The sequence below is a fragment of the Candidatus Aminicenantes bacterium genome, assembly GCA_011049425.1.
Taxonomy (GTDB): domain Bacteria; phylum Acidobacteriota; class Aminicenantia; order UBA2199; family UBA2199; genus UBA876.
On sequence record DSBM01000105.1, the window covers coordinates 1 to 17,526 of the forward strand.

General features: G+C 57.1%; 21 protein-coding genes and 1 tRNA gene. 6 read left to right on the plus strand and 16 right to left on the minus strand.

Annotated elements, in window-relative coordinates; genetic code table 11:
- Positions 1–289: 289 nt before the first annotated feature.
- Both tcmP and ENN40_06540 read left to right on the plus strand, forming a co-directional pair.
- Positions 290–1,195, plus strand: a complete 906-nt coding sequence (tcmP, locus tag ENN40_06535; GenBank protein HDP95000.1) for a three-Cys-motif partner protein TcmP — start codon at positions 290–292, stop codon at positions 1,193–1,195.
- A complete protein-coding gene (locus ENN40_06540) occupies positions 1,195–1,935 on the plus strand; it encodes a phage Gp37/Gp68 family protein (protein HDP95001.1) in 741 nt (246 codons plus the stop codon). The genes tcmP and ENN40_06540 overlap by 1 nt, the downstream gene beginning before the upstream one ends.
- 137 nt (positions 1,936–2,072) lie before the next feature.
- Here ENN40_06540 and ENN40_06545 read toward each other — a convergent pair whose 3' ends face one another.
- The 8 genes from ENN40_06545 to ENN40_06580 form a co-directional block, all read right to left on the minus strand.
- A complete protein-coding gene (locus tag ENN40_06545; GenBank protein HDP95002.1) occupies positions 2,073–2,528 on the minus strand; it encodes a GNAT family N-acetyltransferase in 456 nt (151 codons plus the stop codon).
- 2 nt (positions 2,529–2,530) lie between these two features.
- On the minus strand, positions 2,531–3,652 hold the full coding sequence (locus ENN40_06550) for a hypothetical protein (GenBank protein HDP95003.1): 1,122 nt from the start codon (positions 3,650–3,652) through the stop codon (positions 2,531–2,533).
- Between the two features lie 288 nt (positions 3,653–3,940).
- Positions 3,941–4,903, minus strand: a complete 963-nt coding sequence (locus ENN40_06555; protein HDP95004.1) for a DUF1722 domain-containing protein — start codon at positions 4,901–4,903, stop codon at positions 3,941–3,943.
- On the minus strand, positions 4,890–5,669 hold the full coding sequence (locus tag ENN40_06560) for a RibD family protein (GenBank protein ID HDP95005.1): 780 nt from the start codon (positions 5,667–5,669) through the stop codon (positions 4,890–4,892). Before ENN40_06560 ends, ENN40_06555 begins: the two co-directional genes overlap by 14 nt.
- A 409-nt stretch (positions 5,670–6,078) precedes the next feature.
- Positions 6,079–6,726 carry a DedA family protein gene (locus ENN40_06565; protein HDP95006.1) on the minus strand — a complete coding sequence of 216 codons (648 nt, stop codon included), beginning with the start codon at positions 6,724–6,726 and terminating at the stop codon, positions 6,079–6,081.
- Positions 6,696–7,451 (minus strand): 5'/3'-nucleotidase SurE, encoded by a 756-nt coding sequence (gene surE, locus ENN40_06570; GenBank protein HDP95007.1) that lies wholly within the window; start codon positions 7,449–7,451, stop codon positions 6,696–6,698. The genes ENN40_06565 and surE overlap by 31 nt, the downstream gene beginning before the upstream one ends.
- 62 nt (positions 7,452–7,513) lie before the next feature.
- Positions 7,514–7,590, minus strand: a tRNA-Pro gene (locus ENN40_06575).
- Between the two features lie 6 nt (positions 7,591–7,596).
- Entirely contained in the window at positions 7,597–7,956 is a 360-nt protein-coding gene (locus ENN40_06580) for a MerR family transcriptional regulator (protein ID HDP95008.1), read from the minus strand.
- A gap of 162 nt (positions 7,957–8,118) precedes the next feature.
- Here ENN40_06580 and ENN40_06585 point away from each other — a divergent pair, with 162 nt between their 5' ends.
- Positions 8,119–8,463, plus strand: a complete 345-nt coding sequence (locus ENN40_06585) for a cupin domain-containing protein (protein HDP95009.1) — start codon at positions 8,119–8,121, stop codon at positions 8,461–8,463.
- 154 nt (positions 8,464–8,617) lie between these two features.
- Here the strand turns inward: ENN40_06585 and ENN40_06590 are convergent, their stop codons facing one another.
- From ENN40_06590 to ENN40_06625, 8 genes are read right to left on the minus strand one after another with little or no spacing between them, the layout of a single operon-like run.
- Positions 8,618–8,965 carry a hypothetical protein gene (locus ENN40_06590; GenBank protein HDP95010.1) on the minus strand — a complete coding sequence of 116 codons (348 nt, stop codon included), beginning with the start codon at positions 8,963–8,965 and terminating at the stop codon, positions 8,618–8,620.
- Positions 8,966–8,972: 7 nt separating this feature from the next.
- Positions 8,973–9,404, minus strand: a complete 432-nt coding sequence (atpC, locus tag ENN40_06595; GenBank protein HDP95011.1) for an ATP synthase F1 subunit epsilon — start codon at positions 9,402–9,404, stop codon at positions 8,973–8,975.
- Positions 9,404–10,837 (minus strand): F0F1 ATP synthase subunit beta, encoded by a 1,434-nt coding sequence (atpD, locus tag ENN40_06600; GenBank protein HDP95012.1) that lies wholly within the window; start codon positions 10,835–10,837, stop codon positions 9,404–9,406. Before atpD ends, atpC begins: the two co-directional genes overlap by 1 nt.
- 8 nt (positions 10,838–10,845) lie before the next feature.
- On the minus strand, positions 10,846–11,733 hold the full coding sequence (gene atpG, locus ENN40_06605; GenBank protein ID HDP95013.1) for an ATP synthase F1 subunit gamma: 888 nt from the start codon (positions 11,731–11,733) through the stop codon (positions 10,846–10,848).
- Positions 11,734–11,742: 9 nt separating this feature from the next.
- Positions 11,743–13,275, minus strand: coding sequence for a F0F1 ATP synthase subunit alpha (locus ENN40_06610; protein HDP95014.1), 1,533 nt, complete (start codon positions 13,273–13,275; stop codon positions 11,743–11,745).
- Positions 13,276–13,971, minus strand: a complete 696-nt coding sequence (gene atpH, locus ENN40_06615) for an ATP synthase F1 subunit delta (protein ID HDP95015.1) — start codon at positions 13,969–13,971, stop codon at positions 13,276–13,278.
- Positions 13,853–14,425 (minus strand): hypothetical protein, encoded by a 573-nt coding sequence (locus ENN40_06620; protein HDP95016.1) that lies wholly within the window; start codon positions 14,423–14,425, stop codon positions 13,853–13,855. Before ENN40_06620 ends, atpH begins: the two co-directional genes overlap by 119 nt.
- Positions 14,422–14,850, minus strand: a complete 429-nt coding sequence (locus ENN40_06625) for a hypothetical protein (protein ID HDP95017.1) — start codon at positions 14,848–14,850, stop codon at positions 14,422–14,424. The genes ENN40_06620 and ENN40_06625 overlap by 4 nt, the downstream gene beginning before the upstream one ends.
- A 92-nt stretch (positions 14,851–14,942) precedes the next feature.
- Here ENN40_06625 and ENN40_06630 point away from each other — a divergent pair, with 92 nt between their 5' ends.
- The 3 genes from ENN40_06630 to ENN40_06640 form a co-directional block, all read left to right on the plus strand.
- Complete coding sequence (locus ENN40_06630) at positions 14,943–15,431, plus strand: hypothetical protein (GenBank protein HDP95018.1); 489 nt, start codon at positions 14,943–14,945, stop codon at positions 15,429–15,431.
- Positions 15,428–16,840 (plus strand): glycosyltransferase, encoded by a 1,413-nt coding sequence (locus ENN40_06635; protein ID HDP95019.1) that lies wholly within the window; start codon positions 15,428–15,430, stop codon positions 16,838–16,840. Before ENN40_06630 ends, ENN40_06635 begins: the two co-directional genes overlap by 4 nt.
- The coding region (locus ENN40_06640) for a glycosyltransferase family 2 protein (protein HDP95020.1) at positions 16,837–17,526 on the plus strand (690 nt) is incomplete at its 3' end. The genes ENN40_06635 and ENN40_06640, both read left to right, overlap by 4 nt.

Sequence of the window (17,526 nt, forward strand, 5' to 3'; positions counted from 1 at the left end):
CCGACATGCGGGTAGATCACCCGGAATCGTGGTGCGTTCCCTTCCTGGAATCCATGGACCCCAAGGTCAAGTAAATAGATATTAGGCCAAACGAATTCTCAAAACAAGACAAAATCTGGTTTCTGCAAGATGATAGGCTTTCGATTCCATCAAGTTTTTTGTCAATTCAAGTGATAAGCCGCTTGTACTGCCTGTTTTAAGATCACAATAGAAAAAGGCAAGAATATTGCGTATAAGTCATGCGATCAGGTTCGACTTCGACAAGAACTTTTTATACAATGAAAACAGTATGATTCAGAAAGATGATCCAGTTCGGGGGGAAGAGCTCCAATTTGGTGGTGATTGGACTACAGCAAAGCTGCAGGTTCTTGAAGCGTATTTGCAGACATACACAACTGCCCTGAAAAACACCCCGTTTCGGAAAGCGTACATTGATGCTTTTGCCGGAACCGGATATCGCGAGGAACGGCGTGAGGCTGCGAATGATTCCCTGAGCCTTCTTTTTCCAGACCTGGCCGAGCCTGAACCTCAGGGGTTACTTGCTGGATCGGCAAGAATGGCTCTTCGGTCGGAACCGCGATTCGACAAGTACATCTTCATCGAGAAGAGCACAAAACGCTGTCATCAGCTCGAGCAGTTGAAGTCAGAGTACCCTGAACTTGACATAATCGTGCGGAACAGAGACGCGAACAGCGAGATCCAGGATATTTGCACAAAAAAATGGAAGAATCACAGGGCGGTACTGCTACTGGACCCCTACGGGATGCAGGTGGACTGGCAGACCATCGAAGCCATAGCAAAAACAAAGGCGATTGATCTCTGGGTTTTGTTTCCAATGGGAATCGGTGTAAATCGGTTGCTTACGCGAACAGGAGACATTCCGGACTCATGGCGCAAACGGCTGAATTTACTTCTTGGAACCGAAGACTGGCATGACGAGTTCTATAGGACTGAAAAAACCACGACACTTTTTGGTTGTGAGCAGGAAAAAGTAATCAAGCAGAGCAGGGAAGTAATCGGTAGATATTTCATTGAACGGCTCAAGACAATCTTCTCGGGAGTCGTTGAAGAGCCTGGAGTTCTCCGCAATTCACGGAACAATCCTCTTTACCTGTTTTGTTTTGCCGCAGGGAACCCACGCGGTGCGCCTATTGCCAAAGAAATTGCATCGTCTCTTTTGAGGAGATTGCGCTGATGGCACAGAAATCGGGTATCGAATGGACAGAGTCCACCTGGAATCCGGTCACGGGATGCGACAAAATCAGCCCTGGCTGTGCCAACTGCTATGCCGAACGCATGGCCAAGCGGCTGCGGGCCATGGGTCAACCCAATTATGCAAATGGCTTCACGGTGACATTGCACGAGCATGTACTGAATAACCCGCTGACGTGGAGGCGGCCGCAGATGGTGTTTGTAAACTCCATGAGCGACCTTTTTCACCGGGATGTACCGCTTGATTTTATCCAGCGCGTTTTCGATGTGATGCGGGGGGCTTCCCGGCATTCCTTCCAGGTGCTCACAAAACGGTCTGAACGTCTCTTGGAACTCAGCCCATATCTGGAGTGGCCGGAGAATGTGTGGATGGGAGTCAGCGTGGAGACCGCGGCCTATATGCACCGGCTGGACCATCTTCGCTGCGTCCCGTCCAAGGTCCGATTCATATCGTTCGAGCCTCTGCTTGGATCCATCGGTCTGCTTGACCTCAGCGGGATCGACTGGTGTATTGTTGGCGGCGAATCCGGTCCGGGGGCACGTCCCCTGAAAAAGGAGTGGGTGACCGAGATTCGGGATCAATGCGGTTCAACCGGTGTACCGTTCTTCTTTAAACAGTGGGGCGGAACAAACAAGAAAAAAGCGGGCCGAAGCCTAGAGAATCGCACCTGGAGTGAACTGCCGAATATCGCTACACGCTTCGGGGTCAGATCTCAAAGTTGAAAGTAAGGGGTGGACCAATTTGACGGGAATCGGAAGCTTTTTTCGGATTTCGGGTTTTATAAAAGGTGGCAGGAGGCAAAAGCTTTTCCTTTCCTACTCTCCAACTGTTTTTTCCCGCGGTCAAAGAAGCCGCCTCCTCAGGCCTGGTCGGATTCGCGCAGGGCGTAGTATTTGATGTCGGGGTGGGGTTTGAAACCCAGGCGCGAAAACAGGGCCACGGATTCGGGGTTGTCACCCTCGATCAGGATGGCGGAGATCAGGAGGTCGCAGTCGTTTTGCAGGTAGTTGAGGGCCAGGCGCGCCAGGCGCAGGCCCAGGCCCCGGCGGCGCAGAGAGGGATCAACGGCCAAACGGTTGATCCAGCCCTTGCGGAAATCGTGGGTGGCCAGGACGGCGCCGATAATCCGTCCGTTCTCTTCCGCCAGCCACAATTTTCCCGGGCCGTTTTGGAGTTCTTTTTCCAGGCGTTCCCGGGAATCCCGGCCATGGGGTTTCAGTGGCAGGCGGCAACTTGTCCACAAGCGCATCAGGGGAGCGTAATCCCGTGGGGTGTATTCGCGGATTCGCGCGGGTTGCGCGCCCGCTGCGGGCATGGTTAAAAGGCCTCGTAAATCGAGAAGTAGATGCCGGATGAGTCCTTGCCGAAGCCCACGTCCATGCGCAGCACGATGTGCTCTTTTTTGTCGAACACGAAGCGCACTCCGGCGCCGCCGGACAATAGTGGGTTTGCAAGATCCAATTGGCCCAGTGTCGGCGCCACGGTTCCGGCCGCGACGAAACCCACCAGGCCCACGCGGCGGAAGAGGGGCATGCGGTATTCCGCCTGGGCCATTACCAGGTTGTGGTCGCGGAAGCGTCCATCATAATAACCGCGCATGGCGTACATGCCGCCGAAGCGCGCCAGGTAGTTGAACGGCACTTCCCCACTTTGCAGTTCCGCCCGGCTCTGCAGGGCCACCACGTGGCCGCGGAACAGGGAGAGGTATTTGCGCGCGTCGAGGATAAAGCGGGAAAAGCCGTAATCCGCTCCCAGGGAGCGGGAAAAGAAATCGGCCTGGGCCTTGACCAGCGTGCCGGACATGGGTGAGTAGACGCGGCCGCGGGAATCCCAGATGGCAATCAGACCGATGCCGGCCACAATGCCGCCGCCGGCGCCGATATAGGCGCCGTTGTCCAGCAGGCCGCCGGAGAGGGTTTCAACTACGTCCCAGGTGTCGTACTGCGCGCGCACACCCAGGCTCAGCGCCGACCAGACCAGTTTCTCCAGCGACACGCAAAACCCCAGGCTGCGCGAGGTATAGACCTCTTCATCCCGGGTTTGGGTGCGGGCGCCGATGCCGAAGAATTTGTCGGGGTAATTCAGATAGCTGATTTTGGCGCGGATGCGCGCGCCCAGGCGGTTGAGGTAGAGATCGGTTTCGAGTTGCAGTTGAAACTGTTTTCTTTGCGTGTGTATGGCCAGGGCGGAAATAGAGGAGGGACGATTGCGGCCATCCTTGGTGCTGAGGCGGAAAATGCCGCTGCCCGCCACCCCGTAGGCCAGGTCGGTTTCGGGTGAGTAGTAGGCAATGGGAGAATAGATCAGGCGCAGGGCGGCGGATTCCACTTGCCGGGTGTGGCTCTGGCCGGAATCATCGTCGCTTGCCCGCAGTCCGCTTGCGAAAGTCAGCAGACAAACGATTGCCCACAGAAAACAGGTGATTTTCTTTATTCCCATCCCGGAGACATGCCTTTTAATCAATTTCGGTGTAATTATAGCGGATTTTTCTCAATTCTGCAAATTTTGGGCTTGCATGAATCGTGATGAGGTAAGCGGCCGGGAAGCTTTCCAGCATCCGGCCGAACTGTGATGACTGTTCTAGGTTCTGCCTTCTGCTTTCTAGGGGGCAGTTCACGAACCGCCCGTACACCTGTCTTCCTGTCTACCTGTCTCCTTATTTTCACTTTCGACTTTCAACTGAGTACGCCTACCCCAGCCCATTGCCACTAGTCGGCATCAGGCGTTCTACACATGGTTGCGCAGTTGCAGTTCCAGGGGGCCGGGGTCGAGGTAGACCTGGCGCTCCAGGTATTGGTGCGGATACAGGCGCTGGTAGTGGTTGAGCAGGGTCAGGGGCACGATCAGGGGCAACAATCCTTTGTGGTAATTCTCAATCACTTCCAAAAGTTCCGCCTTTTCGTCGGCTTTCAGTTGTTTTTTAAAATATCCCATCACGTGGTGAAGCACGTTGGTGTGGGATTTTCTGGTGGCGCGGCGGCGCAACAGCTCCATGAAGCGTTCCTCGTATTCGGCCAGCACCTCGTCCAGGGGGCGTTTTGACGCGTGGGCCACCATGGCGCCCAATTCAGTCGCCAGGGTGGGCTGGTGGGCCATGAAGAGCAATTTGTGGCGGGAGTGGAAATCGACCAGGCCGCCCAGGTTGCGACGGTTCGCCGGCAGGTCGCGCCAGCGGAAATACGCAAATACGCGCACAATGAAATTTTCCCGCAATACCATGTCGTGCAGGCGCCCTTCTTCTTCCACCGGCAGGGTGGGAAAACGATCCATGAAGGCGCGGGCGAAGATGCCCACGCCCTGCTTGACCGGGACGCCCTTGGGGTTGTAGACCTTGACCCGCTCCATGCCGCTGGACGGCGACTTGGCCTTGAACACGAAGCCGCACAGGGATTCATCCTCTAATTGATCCAGGCGTCCGCGTGTCCATGCCTGCATGCGTTCCGTTACGTCTTTTCCCGTGCGGTTGGTGACCAGGCGGGGGGCGTCCACCTCCCCCACCAGGCGGAAAGCCTCCCGGGGCACGCCGAAACCCGCTTCCATTTCGGGACAGGCCGGCACCCACTCCACGAACTTTCCCAGAGTGTCTTTCAGGAAATGGTCCAGTTTGTGTCCGCCGTCGTAGCGCACTTTGAAACCCAGCAGGCAGGTACTGATGCCCACGCGGGGTTTTTTTAGTTCATTCCGGTTCATGGCAATCCTTAACCGGTTGAAAGCGGTCGTGGTGATGGCCGCTGCTCCATTGGGGACGCGCCCACACCAGCATGTCTTCCCCGCAGGCTTCCCAGGCCCAATCCAGCAGGCGGATACAGCTCGGCCGGCGGGGCCCCAGGCCTTCCAGGGCGGGAAGGCCCGCGGCCATGGCGGGAACCACGGTTATCACCAGCCAGTCCGGGATGCGCAGGGCCATGAACGACGTGATCACCTGGATACCCCCCTCCACCATCAGGCTGGATATGCCTTCCTGAACCAGCATGGACAACAGGATCACGAGATCCAGGTTCCCGTTGGGGAACCCGCGGCAAGGCAGGATGCGGGCGCGATCGGGGGGAAACGCTTTCACCTGTTTTTCGGGCAACTCTTCGTTTACCACCAGGATGGGGGTGCGTGACGGTTCATTGAATACGCGGGCATCGGGTGGAATACGCAGGCGCGAATCCAGGATAACGGGGACGGGCTGACGGCCCTCGATGTTCCTGCGCACGGTCAGGCGCGGGTCTTCACGCAGCGCGGTGCCGCTGCCCAGCAGGACGGCATCATGACCCGCCCGCAGTTGATGGGTCAAGTCCAGGGATTCACTACCGCTGAGCTGCAGTTTGCTGCGGTCCCAGGAGGCGATACTGCCGTCCAGGCTCTGGGCGTACGCCAGCGTGACCAACGGACGGTTGTGGCGCAAACAAAAATCCTTCGCGTCTTTCAACTCGTCAAAAAACCGTTGCCGGTTCTGCTTGGCCTTCATCTCTTACTCCCGCACTATCCTACTCCAACGGCGGAAATAAATGCAAATGGATGAGGGGAGAACAAAAACAGTTGGAGAGTTGGAAAGTTGGAGAGGAAACCCGAGTGAAAAGTCGAAAGTAAAAATAAGGTGGCAGGTGTAGGGACGGCTCCCCGTGGCCGCCCTGTAGAACGTAGAAAAAAGCAGTGAGTGCTTTTTTATTTCTTCTTCTTTGTTCCTTATTCAGCGCCCTGGAGCAAAGGGCAAGGGGCCAGGGGCGAATGGCAAGGGACAAAGGGCCTGCCTCCCTGCCACCTGATACCTGATGTTTTTTCCCCTTCCGTGTGTTCCGTGGTTTTGTTGAAATTTCCGGTTCGTGGGCGACCGGCCGGTCGCCCCTACATCTTCCCTCCTCAACTTTTCAACTTTATTAGAACACCTGCTTGAGCAGGATAAAGCCGACGATCAGCAGCACGGTAAACACCAGGGCCAGCCAGTTGAAGTACTTGTCGATGGCGCGGCGGATGGGTTCGCCGAAATGATGCACCAGGAAGGCGATGATAAAGAACCGCACCCCGCGCGAAACGATGGAGGCGACCAGGAAAACGGGAAACCCGACCTTGAAGGCGCCGGCGGAGATGGTGATGATCTTGTAGGGAATGGGTGTGAAACCGGCGGTAAACACGATCCAGAAGTTGTACAGATCGTACTTGACCTGCATGGTGTGAAACAGTTCCCGGGTGAAGCCGGGAATCACGCGGAAAAAGAACTCCGCCACCGGGGTGAACTCGCCGGAAAGGGTCCACCACAACTTCCAGCCGATGAAGTATCCGAACATCCCGCCCAGGGCGGAAGCGGTCGTCACCAGCAGGGCCAGGCGAAACCAGCGTTTGCGGGCGCCCAACACCAGTGGGATCAAAAGTACGTCCGGGGGAATGGGGAAAAAACTGCTCTCGGCGAAAGCCAGCACGAAAAGGGCCACCGCTGCCGAAGGGCGTTCCGTCCAGGCCAGCACCCAGTTGTACAAACGTCGCATCAGGTTGGGTTTCACGAAAACACCGCCTTTAAATGGTTGCATTCATCCGCGGCGTTCAGATCGTAAAGCAGAATGCTTAAAGACGCGTCGCCTTCCTGCACGGTGATTACGTCGGAATCGCCGTCACCATGGTATTCCGGCCGCCCCGTTCCCAGCCAGTAGGCGCGGTGTCCACGGGGATCACGGGTTTCAACCACTTCCGGGTGATAGCGCTTGTCACCCAGGGAGGTGACGCGCACCTTTTTTGCCCCGTTTGGAATGTTGAGATTGTACACCACTGATTTGCGCGCCACCGGCAAGAGGCGGCGAATGACATCGGCTGTCAGGTCCGCCGCGGAGACGAAATCAAACACCAGGTCGCCGGCGTCATTCAGCGTGGGAATCATCGACACCGCCAGGGCGGGCAAGCCGTAAAGGTGGGCGGTGAAAGCGGCTCCCACGGTCCCGGAATAGAACACGTCGTAGCTGAGGTTCTCGCCCTGGTTCATGCCGGAAACCACCAGGTCGGGAAGATTGGACATCACGGCCTGCAACCCCAGGTTGATGCAGTCGGACGGGGTTCCATCGACCGCCACCTGGTCAGGAGATTCCCGCCGTATGCGCAGGGGGCGCGTCAGGGTGATGCCCATGCTGACGGCGCTGCGCTCGCGGTCCGGGGCAACGGTTATGACTTCGTATGCGCCGGCGAGTCGATTTCTTATGATCTGTAGTCCCGGCGCGTGGATGCCGTCGTCATTGGTTAAAAGTATGGTCTTTTCCGGTTTCATTAAGAATCAATGTAAACTTTTTGCTCCAGGCCAACATCGCCCGGAAAAAAGGGAAAAAGAAATGGTCGGGACGAGTGGATTTGAACCACCGACCACACGCACCCCAAGCGTGTACGCTACCAGACTGCGCCACGTCCCGGCCAAGTCAGTTTGTATCACTTTTGTCCAGGATTGTCAATATCTCCCGTAATCGGGTGCGGACTTCGTTCAATGGTTGGGGGCGGGGTTTTTGTGGCGGCGCCTCTCCGGAATCGACCGCTACGGGATGCTCCAGGCGGCGGCGCACTTCGTCTTTCCCCAGGCGCTCTTCAATCAGCCAATGCTTGATTTGAATCAGGGTTTCCACGTCGCGGCGCGAGTATATTTTTTCACCGCTTATTCCCGTGATGGGCGCCAGGTTGCCGAACTCTTTTTCCCAATAGTCCAGAACCCGGCCGCCGAGACGAGTCAAGCGCTCCACGTCCCTTCGTGAAAACTTTTCCCGTTGTGGCATCCGCGCCGTCATATCATCCCCATTACGCCTGATTATACACACTGTTCACGGCCGGAACAACAAATCGCTTGAACCGGCCGCCGGGGTGACGTACAATGCTTGCGGCAAAGAAAAAAGGAAATCGTTCCCGAAACGGGTCGTTGCGGGAGGTTCCGATAATTGGAGGCAATAATCATGATTTCGAAATCGTATACGGAAGTACCCGCCCGGAAAGTGGAGCATGCGGAAGCCAAGGGGGTCACTATCCGCTGGCTGATCGGCGAAGATTCCCCGGCACCGGGATTCTGGATGCGGCTGTTCGAAGTGCAGCCCGGAGGCTATTCTCCACGCCATCAACATGACTGGGAGCACGAAGTGTACGTGCTCGAGGGCGAGGGCGAGGCCGTGAGTGAGACCGGGCCGAGGCCGATACGTTCAGGCAGTTTCGTGCTGGTCATGCCCGGCGAAGTTCACCAATTCCGCAATACCGGCAAAACCCCCCTGAAGTTTTTGTGCATGATTCCGAAAAGCGGGAAATAGGAAGAATGGACGGGGGCACTAAGTCGAAAGTCGAAAGTTTAAAGTCGAAAGTGAAAACCAAAAACCTGTTAATGCTTTTTTCTACCTTCTACGTTCTACCTTCTACAAGGACAGGCAGGTGGCAGGCATACGGGCGGAAAATTTTTCGCTACTTTTAGGGTTGGTAGGGTTTCTGGGTGCGCACAAACAGGATCAGGCCCAGAAAGCTGAACAGCATCAACCCGTACAGGTACCAATGCCGGTATGGCTCCCAGGGGAAAAAGCCCGGCATTAAACGTGTACATAACGGCACAGCCATCGCCACCACCAGGTGGGCGATCAGGGTGCGGCGCCGGCCGTGCAGAAACAGGATGATCGCGGCCCAGCCCAGGCAGGCGCCCGCGGCCATGATCGCGGTGGTGAAATTGGTTCCGGCCCCGGTCGACGGGTATGCCAGCAGTGCAACGACAAGGGTGAATGCGGCCAAACCCGCGGGGAACCAGTTTCGCGACGGCTCTTTCATGGCTTTTTCAAGTTGAAGCGGCAGAGGTTTTGACGATTTTTTGCATCACGTCGAGTTCGCGTTCGCGTGCCAGGGCGCTCTCCAGCTCTTCCGGCGAGGTCTCGCCAGATAACGCCCCGCGAATGGCCTGTTTCACTTCCCGCATCTCTTTTTCCAGTTCATCCTTTTGCAGTTCATCCGCGGTCACTACCCGTTCCGCCAGGATCACCACGCGGTTATCCGCGGTTTCCACCAGCCCCTGCCGCAGAAAAAGCCCGTGGCGTTTGCCGGAGGCGTCCACGTAGCTGACCTCCCCCATGCCCAGCAATGCCGTGTAGGGCAGGTGATGGTGCAGGATCCCGGCCTGGCCGTTTGCGGCCGGCACGTAGACCTCGCTTACCTGGGTGCGGACCAGCATCCTCTGGGCGGTAATGATCTCCAACTCCACCAGTTCGGCCATTAATACCCCATCTTCTTGGCGTTGGCGATGACATCTTCGATACCGCCGCACATGTAGAACGCCTGTTCCGGCAGGTCGTCGTACTTGCCTTCCGCCAATTCGCGGAAAGAACGGATGGTATCCTTGATTTCCACGTATTTTCCTTCACGGCCGGTAAACTCGTGGGCCACGAAAAAGGGTTGGGAAAGGAATTTCTGGATCTTGCGCGCGCGGTTGACCGTCATCTTGTCTTCGTCGGACAACTCCTCCATGCCCAGGATGGCGATAATGTCCTGAAGTTCTTCATAGCGTTGCAGGATCTCTTTGACCATGCGCGCCACCCGGTAGTGGTCTTCGCCGATCACGCGGGGATCCAGGATGCGCGAGTAGGAAGATAGCGGATCCACGGCGGGATAAATTCCGATCTCGGTCAATTGGCGGCTGAGGTTGGTGGTGGCGTCCAGGTGGGCGAAGGTGGTGGCGGGAGCGGGATCGGTATAGTCGTCGGCGGGAACGTAGATCGCCTGCACCGATGTGATCGAACCCTTGCGGGTCGAGGTGATGCGTTCCTGCAACTCCCCCATCTCGGTGGCCAGGTTGGGCTGGTAACCCACGGCTGAAGGCATGCGTCCCAGGGTGGCGGACACTTCAGAGCCCGCCTGGGTGAAACGAAAGATATTGTCGATGAAAAGCAGAGTATCCAGGCTTTCGGAGTCGCGGAAATGCTCGGCCACGGTCAGACCCGTCAATGCCACCCGCAAACGCGCACCCGGAGGTTCGGTCATCTGGCCGTAAATCAGTGCGGTCTTGTCGATGACGCCGGATTCGGTCATCTCCAGCAGGAGGTCGTTACCTTCCCGGGTCCGCTCGCCCACTCCGGCGAAAACGGTCAATCCGCCGTGCTTCTTGGCCACATTGTTGATCATCTCCATGATGAGCACGGTCTTGCCCACGCCGGCTCCGCCGAACAGGCCGATTTTTCCGCCCTTCAGGTAAGGTTCGAGCAGGTCGATCACCTTGATTCCGGTTTCAAACATCTCGAGGCTGGTGTCCTGTTCCCCCAGTTCGGGAGCGGGGCGATGGATGGGCAGACGTTCCTTTGTGTTTAACGGCCCCTTGTTGTCCACCGGATCACCGATCACGTTGATTATCCGGCCCAGGACCTCGCGGCCCACCGGAACGGTGATGGGTTCATTCGTGTCCACCGCCTTCATGCCACGGACCAGGCCGTCGGTGGAATTCATGGAAACGGTGCGCACGCGGTTTTCTCCCAGGTGGTACTGAACTTCCGTAATAATGCGCATGGGAGGATCCACTTCATAGCCCTCGGAAGTGATTTCCACGGCGTTGTAGATGGGAGGCAGTTTGCCTTCGGGGAATTCAACATCCACCACCGGGCCGATGACTTCAATCACCTTTCCCGTATTTTGAGGTTTCTCTTCTGCTTTGTTCACTGTTCCTCCTATTGATTCTTCAACGCTTCCGTGGCGGTGATGATTTCCAGCAGTTCATTCGTGATTGAAGCCTGGCGCGCCTTGTTGAGTATCAACGTCAGCGATTGAATCATATCGCCGGCATTGCGGCTGGCCAGATCCATGGCCATCATGCGTGCGGCGTGTTCCGAAGCCTGTGATTCCATCAACAATTGAAAAATGCGGGACCTGAGGAAGCGCGGCAGAATGGCGGCGAAAACCGCTTCCGCGGATGGTTCATAGATGGTTTCGCGCTCTTTTTCCTTTTCTTCGGCATCCTCATTTTCATCCGCTCGATAAAGGATGGGGAAAACGGTTTTCAGCGTCACTTCCTGGCGGGAAGCGCTGGCAAACTCCGTGTACAGAAACGAGATGTCCCGGACTTGATGCTCAAGAAACAACTCTGAAAGGAATTCCGTCACCTGGCCGGCGTCATCGTGAGAAGTGTGCGCCATGATGCCGGGAAAATTGCGTTCAACCGCGATGTCGCGGCGGATGCAATGGGCATGGCCGCGGTTGCCCAGGGTGACCAGCCGCACCGCCTGGTCCTCACGACGGGACTCCTCCAGGAATTCGCTCATACGGCGCATGATGTGTGAGTTGAAAGCCCCGCACAAGCCTTTGTCGCCGGTAAGCACGACCAACACGCGGTCGCCCTCTTCGCGGACCTGCAGCAGGGGAAAGCGTTGGGGATCCACTTCACGATGCAAACGCCGCAGCAATTCTTCCACCCGCTTCAGATATGGCCGGGCCTTGTTTATTTCCACCACGCTTTTGCGCAACTTGGCGGCGGATATGGTTTTCATGGCGCGGGTGATTTTGCGGGTGTTGCGGATGGAGCGGATGCGGCGACGCAGTTCGATCAGGTTTGCAGACATGGCAGTGGCTTATTCTCCGGAATTTTCGCTTTTTTCATCGCGGAACAACTCAGCGAACTCCTTGAGCAGGCTTTCGATAGTGGACTCCAATTCCGGACTGATTTCGCGCTTCTCCCGGATCTCTCTCAATACCTGCGGATGGTTGGCGTTCGCATGCGAGAGCAACTGTTTTTCGTAACGATCCACCGCGTCTACGGGAAACTCATCCAGGTAGCCGTGGGTGCCGGCAAAAATCACCAGGATCTGGTTTTCCACGGGCATGGGCTGATACTGGTCCTGCTTGAGAAGTTGTGAGAGGCGTTTGCCCCGCTCCAGTTGCGACATCGTGGCCTTGTCCAGATCGGTGCCGAACTGGGTGAAGGCGGCCAGTTCGCGGAACTGGGCCAGGTCCAGCTTCAAGGATCCCGCCACCTGTTTCATGGCCTTGATCTGGGCGTTTCCGCCGACACGGGACACGGAAATGCCCACATCGATGGCCGGACGCAGGCCGGCGTTGAACAACTCGGGCAACAAATAGATCTGACCGTCGGTAATGGAAATGACGTTGGTGGGAATGTAGGCCGAAACATCGGAAGCCTGGGTTTCAATAATGGGCAGCGCGGTCAACGTACCGCCGCCTTTCTCCTCGTTCAGCTTGGCGGCACGCTCCAGCAGCCGGGAGTGAAGGTAGAATACGTCTCCGGGAAAGGCTTCGCGGCCGGGCGGGCGGCGCAGCAGCAGTGATATTTCGCGATAGGCGGCGGCATGCTTGGACAAGTCATCGTAGATCAACAGGGAGTGGCCGCCGCGGTCCCGAAAATATTCCCCCATGGCACAACCGGCATAGGGCGCAATGTACTGCAGCGCCGCGGGATCGGACGCCGCGGCCACCACCACGATGGAGTAGTCCATGGCGCCGGTATCCTTGAGGCTCTTGATGATCTGGGCCACGGTGGACAGCTTTTGGCCGATGGCCACGTAAATGCTGATGACATCCTTGCCTTTCTGGTTAATGATGGTGTCGAGGGCGATGGCGGTTTTTCCGGTCTGGCGGTCACCGATAATCAATTCGCGCTGGCCGCGGCCGATGGGGATCATGGCGTCCACGGCCTTGATGCCGGTCTGCAACGGTTCTTTTACGGGGAGTCTGTCGACCACTCCGGGAGCGATGCGTTCAATGGGCAGGTAGTCTTTGGATTCAATAGGTCCGAGGTCGTCCAGCGGTTCACCCAGCGGGTTGACCACCCGTCCCACCAGGGGATCTCCCACGGGAACCGAGATAATCCGGCCGGTGCGATGGACCACATCACCCTCCTTGATGTGGTGGGCCTCGCCCAGGATCACGGCGCCGACGTTGTCTTCTTCCAGGTTCATGGCAATGCCCTTGATATCCCCGGGAAAATCAAGCAATTCATTGGCCATGACGTTGTCCAGGCCGTACAACTGGGCGATACCATCACCCACCGAGATGACAATGCCGGTTTCTTCTTTGTCGAAATCCAGCTTGAAGCCTTCGATCTTCTGGCGGATCAGCTCGCTGATCTCTTCCACGTTGATTTGCATTCAGAGCTCCTGTTGGGAAGGAACCGGGGCGGATTCACCATCCCCGTTTCCGGCGCCCACGATACGCCGTTGGAGTTTGCGCAGGTTCCCGGCCACGGACAGGTCGTAGGCCACGGATCCCCGCTGGATACGGATCCCGGCAATCAGTTCGGGATCAATGGAATACACAAGATGCACCGGTTTGCTTAAAACGTTTTCCAGTTTTGACTGCAACCTGGATTTCAGGGCGTCATCCATGGCCACCGCGGAAGAGACCTGCATTTTCTCAATTCCCCGGCTCTCCAGCCACAAATCATCCATCACCTCAAGAATTTCACTCAATCGCTCCACCCGGTTTTCCTCTACCAGGGTGGAAATAAAATTCACCGTCTTCTGATCAAACGCGGCGCCATGTTTCACCACGTCGATTAATTCCATTTTCTGGTCACGCGAGAGCTTGGGCGTGACCAGTCCGGCCAGAAACTCTTCGCTGCCGGCAAGCAGGCGTTGAAATTCCTGCAACTGCGATTTTACGGAGTTGTATTCTTTCTCTGACTTGACAGCCTTGATCAGGCCCAAAGCATAGCGCTTGGACAGGCTACTTGCGGCCAATGACTTCTCCACTGATTTCGATGTTTTTTTCCATGATGCGTCGATGCCGGTCACTGTCCAGTTGGTCCTGGATATCCTCCCGGAAACGCTGGATGGCCATTTCAGCCACCCGCGCCTTCAGGCGCCGCACCGCGGCATCCACGCGGTTGGCGATTTCCTCTTGCGTGAGCTTGGCGATGCGTTCCGCTTCGGCCCGGCCTTCCGCTTCGACGCGCGAACGCTCGCGTTTACCGTTCTCTTCCGCCTGGCGGGTGATCTCTTTGATTTCGGATTCCAGGCTATCCAGGCGTTTTTTCAGGGACTCATAGTCTCCGGCGGATGCCTGAATGGATTCGCGTCGCGCCTCGATCTCTACGCGCAGGTTTTTCGACTGTTCGCTCAGCAGGCGGATCAGGGGTTTGCGCATCACGTAAATCAATCCCCCGAAAAGAACGGTGGAGTTAAACACTTTGCCCAGAAAACCCATCCAGTCGAAACCATGACCCTCGCCTTCCGCACCCCAGGCCGTCAGGCTGAGCAAAAGGAAAAGAAGCAAAAACACCGTTGCGCGGGTGTTCATTGAAATATCTCGCTGATTTTGGCGCTGAATTCATCCGCCTGTTCTTTTAAACGGGCCTCGGCGGATTGAATCTCTTTCTCTAACCGCGACATCTCTTTTTCCATGGTTTCGCGGGCGCTGCGCCGGGCGTCGGCAACCAGCTCCTCCCGGGTGGATTCGCCGTGCTCGATCAATTCTTCGCGCAATTTCAAAGACTGCTGCCGCGCCTGGTTCAATGATGTCTCGAGGTTCCGTGTTCCTTCCTGGATGCCGGTGTTGAGTTCCTCCAGCCTGCGCTCATCTTCCGCCACCATGGCTTCGCGCCGGTTGATGGTGTCGCCGATCGGAGCAAAGAACAAGCGGTTCAAAATGAGCATGAGGATCCACACCAGGCCGAGAATAACCAGGAAAGAAAGGTTCAAATCGAGCATATCGTTTTTTACCATAGAAACCGCATTAGATCAAGACCGTTGGTTTTGCCCGCACCCCGTTGTGGAGATGACAAAAATTGTGGTATAGTGCGCCCGGACAGGAAACAATGGACACGGAAAAAATCAAGGCCGAGATCCAGGATGTAAAAAAAGATGTATCCATCTGGTACCGCTCTGCGGCCGGCGTGGCGGACCTGGCCGGCGAAACCATTGACCGGCACTATCCCGTTGATCTCTGGGAAATGTCGGACCGGGAGTTGAGCGCCTGGATGGGGGATCAACTTTCCATCCTGAATGACGCCATTGATCCCCGCCCCGTCCCTTCGGAAATCACTTCGCACCGCCGCTTCCTGGGGCCGATCATCGTGCGCGTCAAACGCCTGATCATGAAAGTGCTCAACCTGTATACCCACTCCATCCTGGAACGTCAGCGCCGCTTCAACACCGAATGCGTGACCCTGCAACTGGCGTCATTCATCCGCCTGCGCCGCCTGCAATCCAGCCTGGACCGGATCACGCGTGAATTGGCGGAAAGACGCGAGCTGGAATCCCTTCAGGAAAAAAAAACAGACCATGATGAGGAGTTCCGACCATGACCGGCACCGGACTTGAAAAGCAGCTGTCCGCCGCCCTGTTTTCGCGCATCCCCCGGGGAAGCGAATTGGACCGTCTGCTGCATTCATTGCCCGGGAACGGACAGCGGGACTACCTGCTCAAAGCGCTCAAGAACCTGGCGTCCGAGGGTACCCAGGGGGGATTCCCCCGCGCGCTGCGTGCCGCGGCCCAGTGGCTGCGCTCCCGTCAAGGCCCCGCCCGCGCCATGAACCTCATCCTGCGTATGGAAGTGGCCCTGGGAATGCGCCGCCCCACCCTGGCCCTGTACGACCACACCCTGCACATTATCGGCGGAGGACAGAAATACGGATTGACCATGCTGGACGCCCTGAAAGCGGATTTTGACATCACCATCCTGACCCACCGTCCCATGGAACCGGCGTCCATCCGTGACTGGTACGGCATGGACCTGTCCGCCTGCCGTTATCAGACCATTGAGCTGCCGGAATTCGCCGACGCCGGCGCCCACATTGATCCCGCCCGCATCACCCGGCGCATGGCCAACCCCTTTCACCGGGTCAGCCGCCTGAGCGGGGGCTTTGACATATTCATCAACAACAGCATGAACGAGATGGTTTTCCCCCTGGCGGAAATATCCACCATGGTATGTCATTTTCCCGAACGCCGCCCCGGCGCCTATTTTTACGCCGACCGCTACGATACGGTAATATTCAATAGTTTGTACACGGCCGAATGGATCGAAAAAAAATGGAAATTCACTCCCCATGTGCACATCTACCCCCCGGTGGATATGCCTCCTGCGGAAAAGCCCGAAGAAAAAGACCCCATCATTCTCTCGGTGGCCCGATTTGAGCAGGGAGGAAGCAAACGCCAGAAAGAGATGGTTGAAGCGTTTCTTTCCCTGCGCCGCCGCTTTCCGCAGGAAACCCGTGACTGGCGCCTGGTGTTGGCGGGAGGAAGTCCGGAAAACAACCCCTACCTGGAAGACCTGAAGCAAAAAATCCGCGCCACGGGGGATACCCGTATCCGCTTGCGCGTCAACATCAGTTCCGAAGAGTTGCGTGCGTTGTACCTGCGGGCTTCGGTGTTCTGGCACTTGTGCGGTTTGCACCAGACCGACCCGGCCCTGGTGGAACACTTCGGCATGACCATCGGTGAAGCCATGCAGAACGGGCTGGTTCCGGTTGTTTTCGACGGCGGAGGCCAGCGTGAGATCGTGGAACCCGGAGTAACCGGCTTCCGCGTGCGCACCCTTGAGGAGTTGATCCGCCACACCCGCCGCCTGATCAACGACGCCGATCTGAGGCAAAGTTGCGGCCGCGCGGCCCTGGAAGCCAGCCAACGCTTTGATCGCCCCCGCTTCACGCGCGAAGTGCGGGAATTCTTCAGCGAGCGCCTCAAACACTACACCGATCCGCAAACATCATGAAACCCCTGCTCTCCATCGTTATTCTGACCCGCAACTCCATGAACGTGATTCAACGGCTGGTTGCCGCGCTTGAACGCCAGGATTTCCCCCATGCGGTGGAGTACATCTTTATGGACAATGCATCCACCGACGGGACCCGGGAATACCTGGAATCCCTGGAACTGGATCCGCGCCGCGTGGAACATGTTTCGATTGGGGAATTCAGCCACAGCGGCACGCGCATGCGCGCCGCGTCCCTGGCCGCCGGCGACATGGTGGCGTTCTTTACGGATGACATCATTCCCCAGGGAAGCGATTTCTTGGCGGCCCTCACCCAGCCCGTGCGCGAAGGCCGGGCACCGGCGGCATACGGGGTCTGGCAGATCGACCCCGCTACTTCTGACCCGGTTGACGCCTGGCTTCACAACAGCTGGTACCGGGACGTGATTCAACTGGTTGAACCGGTGTCACGTTTCTGCTGGGATTTTTTTACGCCTGAATTGCGGCGGCGTTTGTGCAACTTCGACAACTGCGCCTCCTGTGTCCGCCGCGACCTGCTTTTGGAGGTGCGCTTCCCCGATGTTCCCTACGGCGAAGACATGCTCTTTGCCAAGCGTCTGGTCCTGGGAGGCCATCGCGTGGCCCTGGCCGCAAACGCGCGCTTCGTCCACTGGCACAAGGTGAGTTTCACCTACATGATGAAGCGC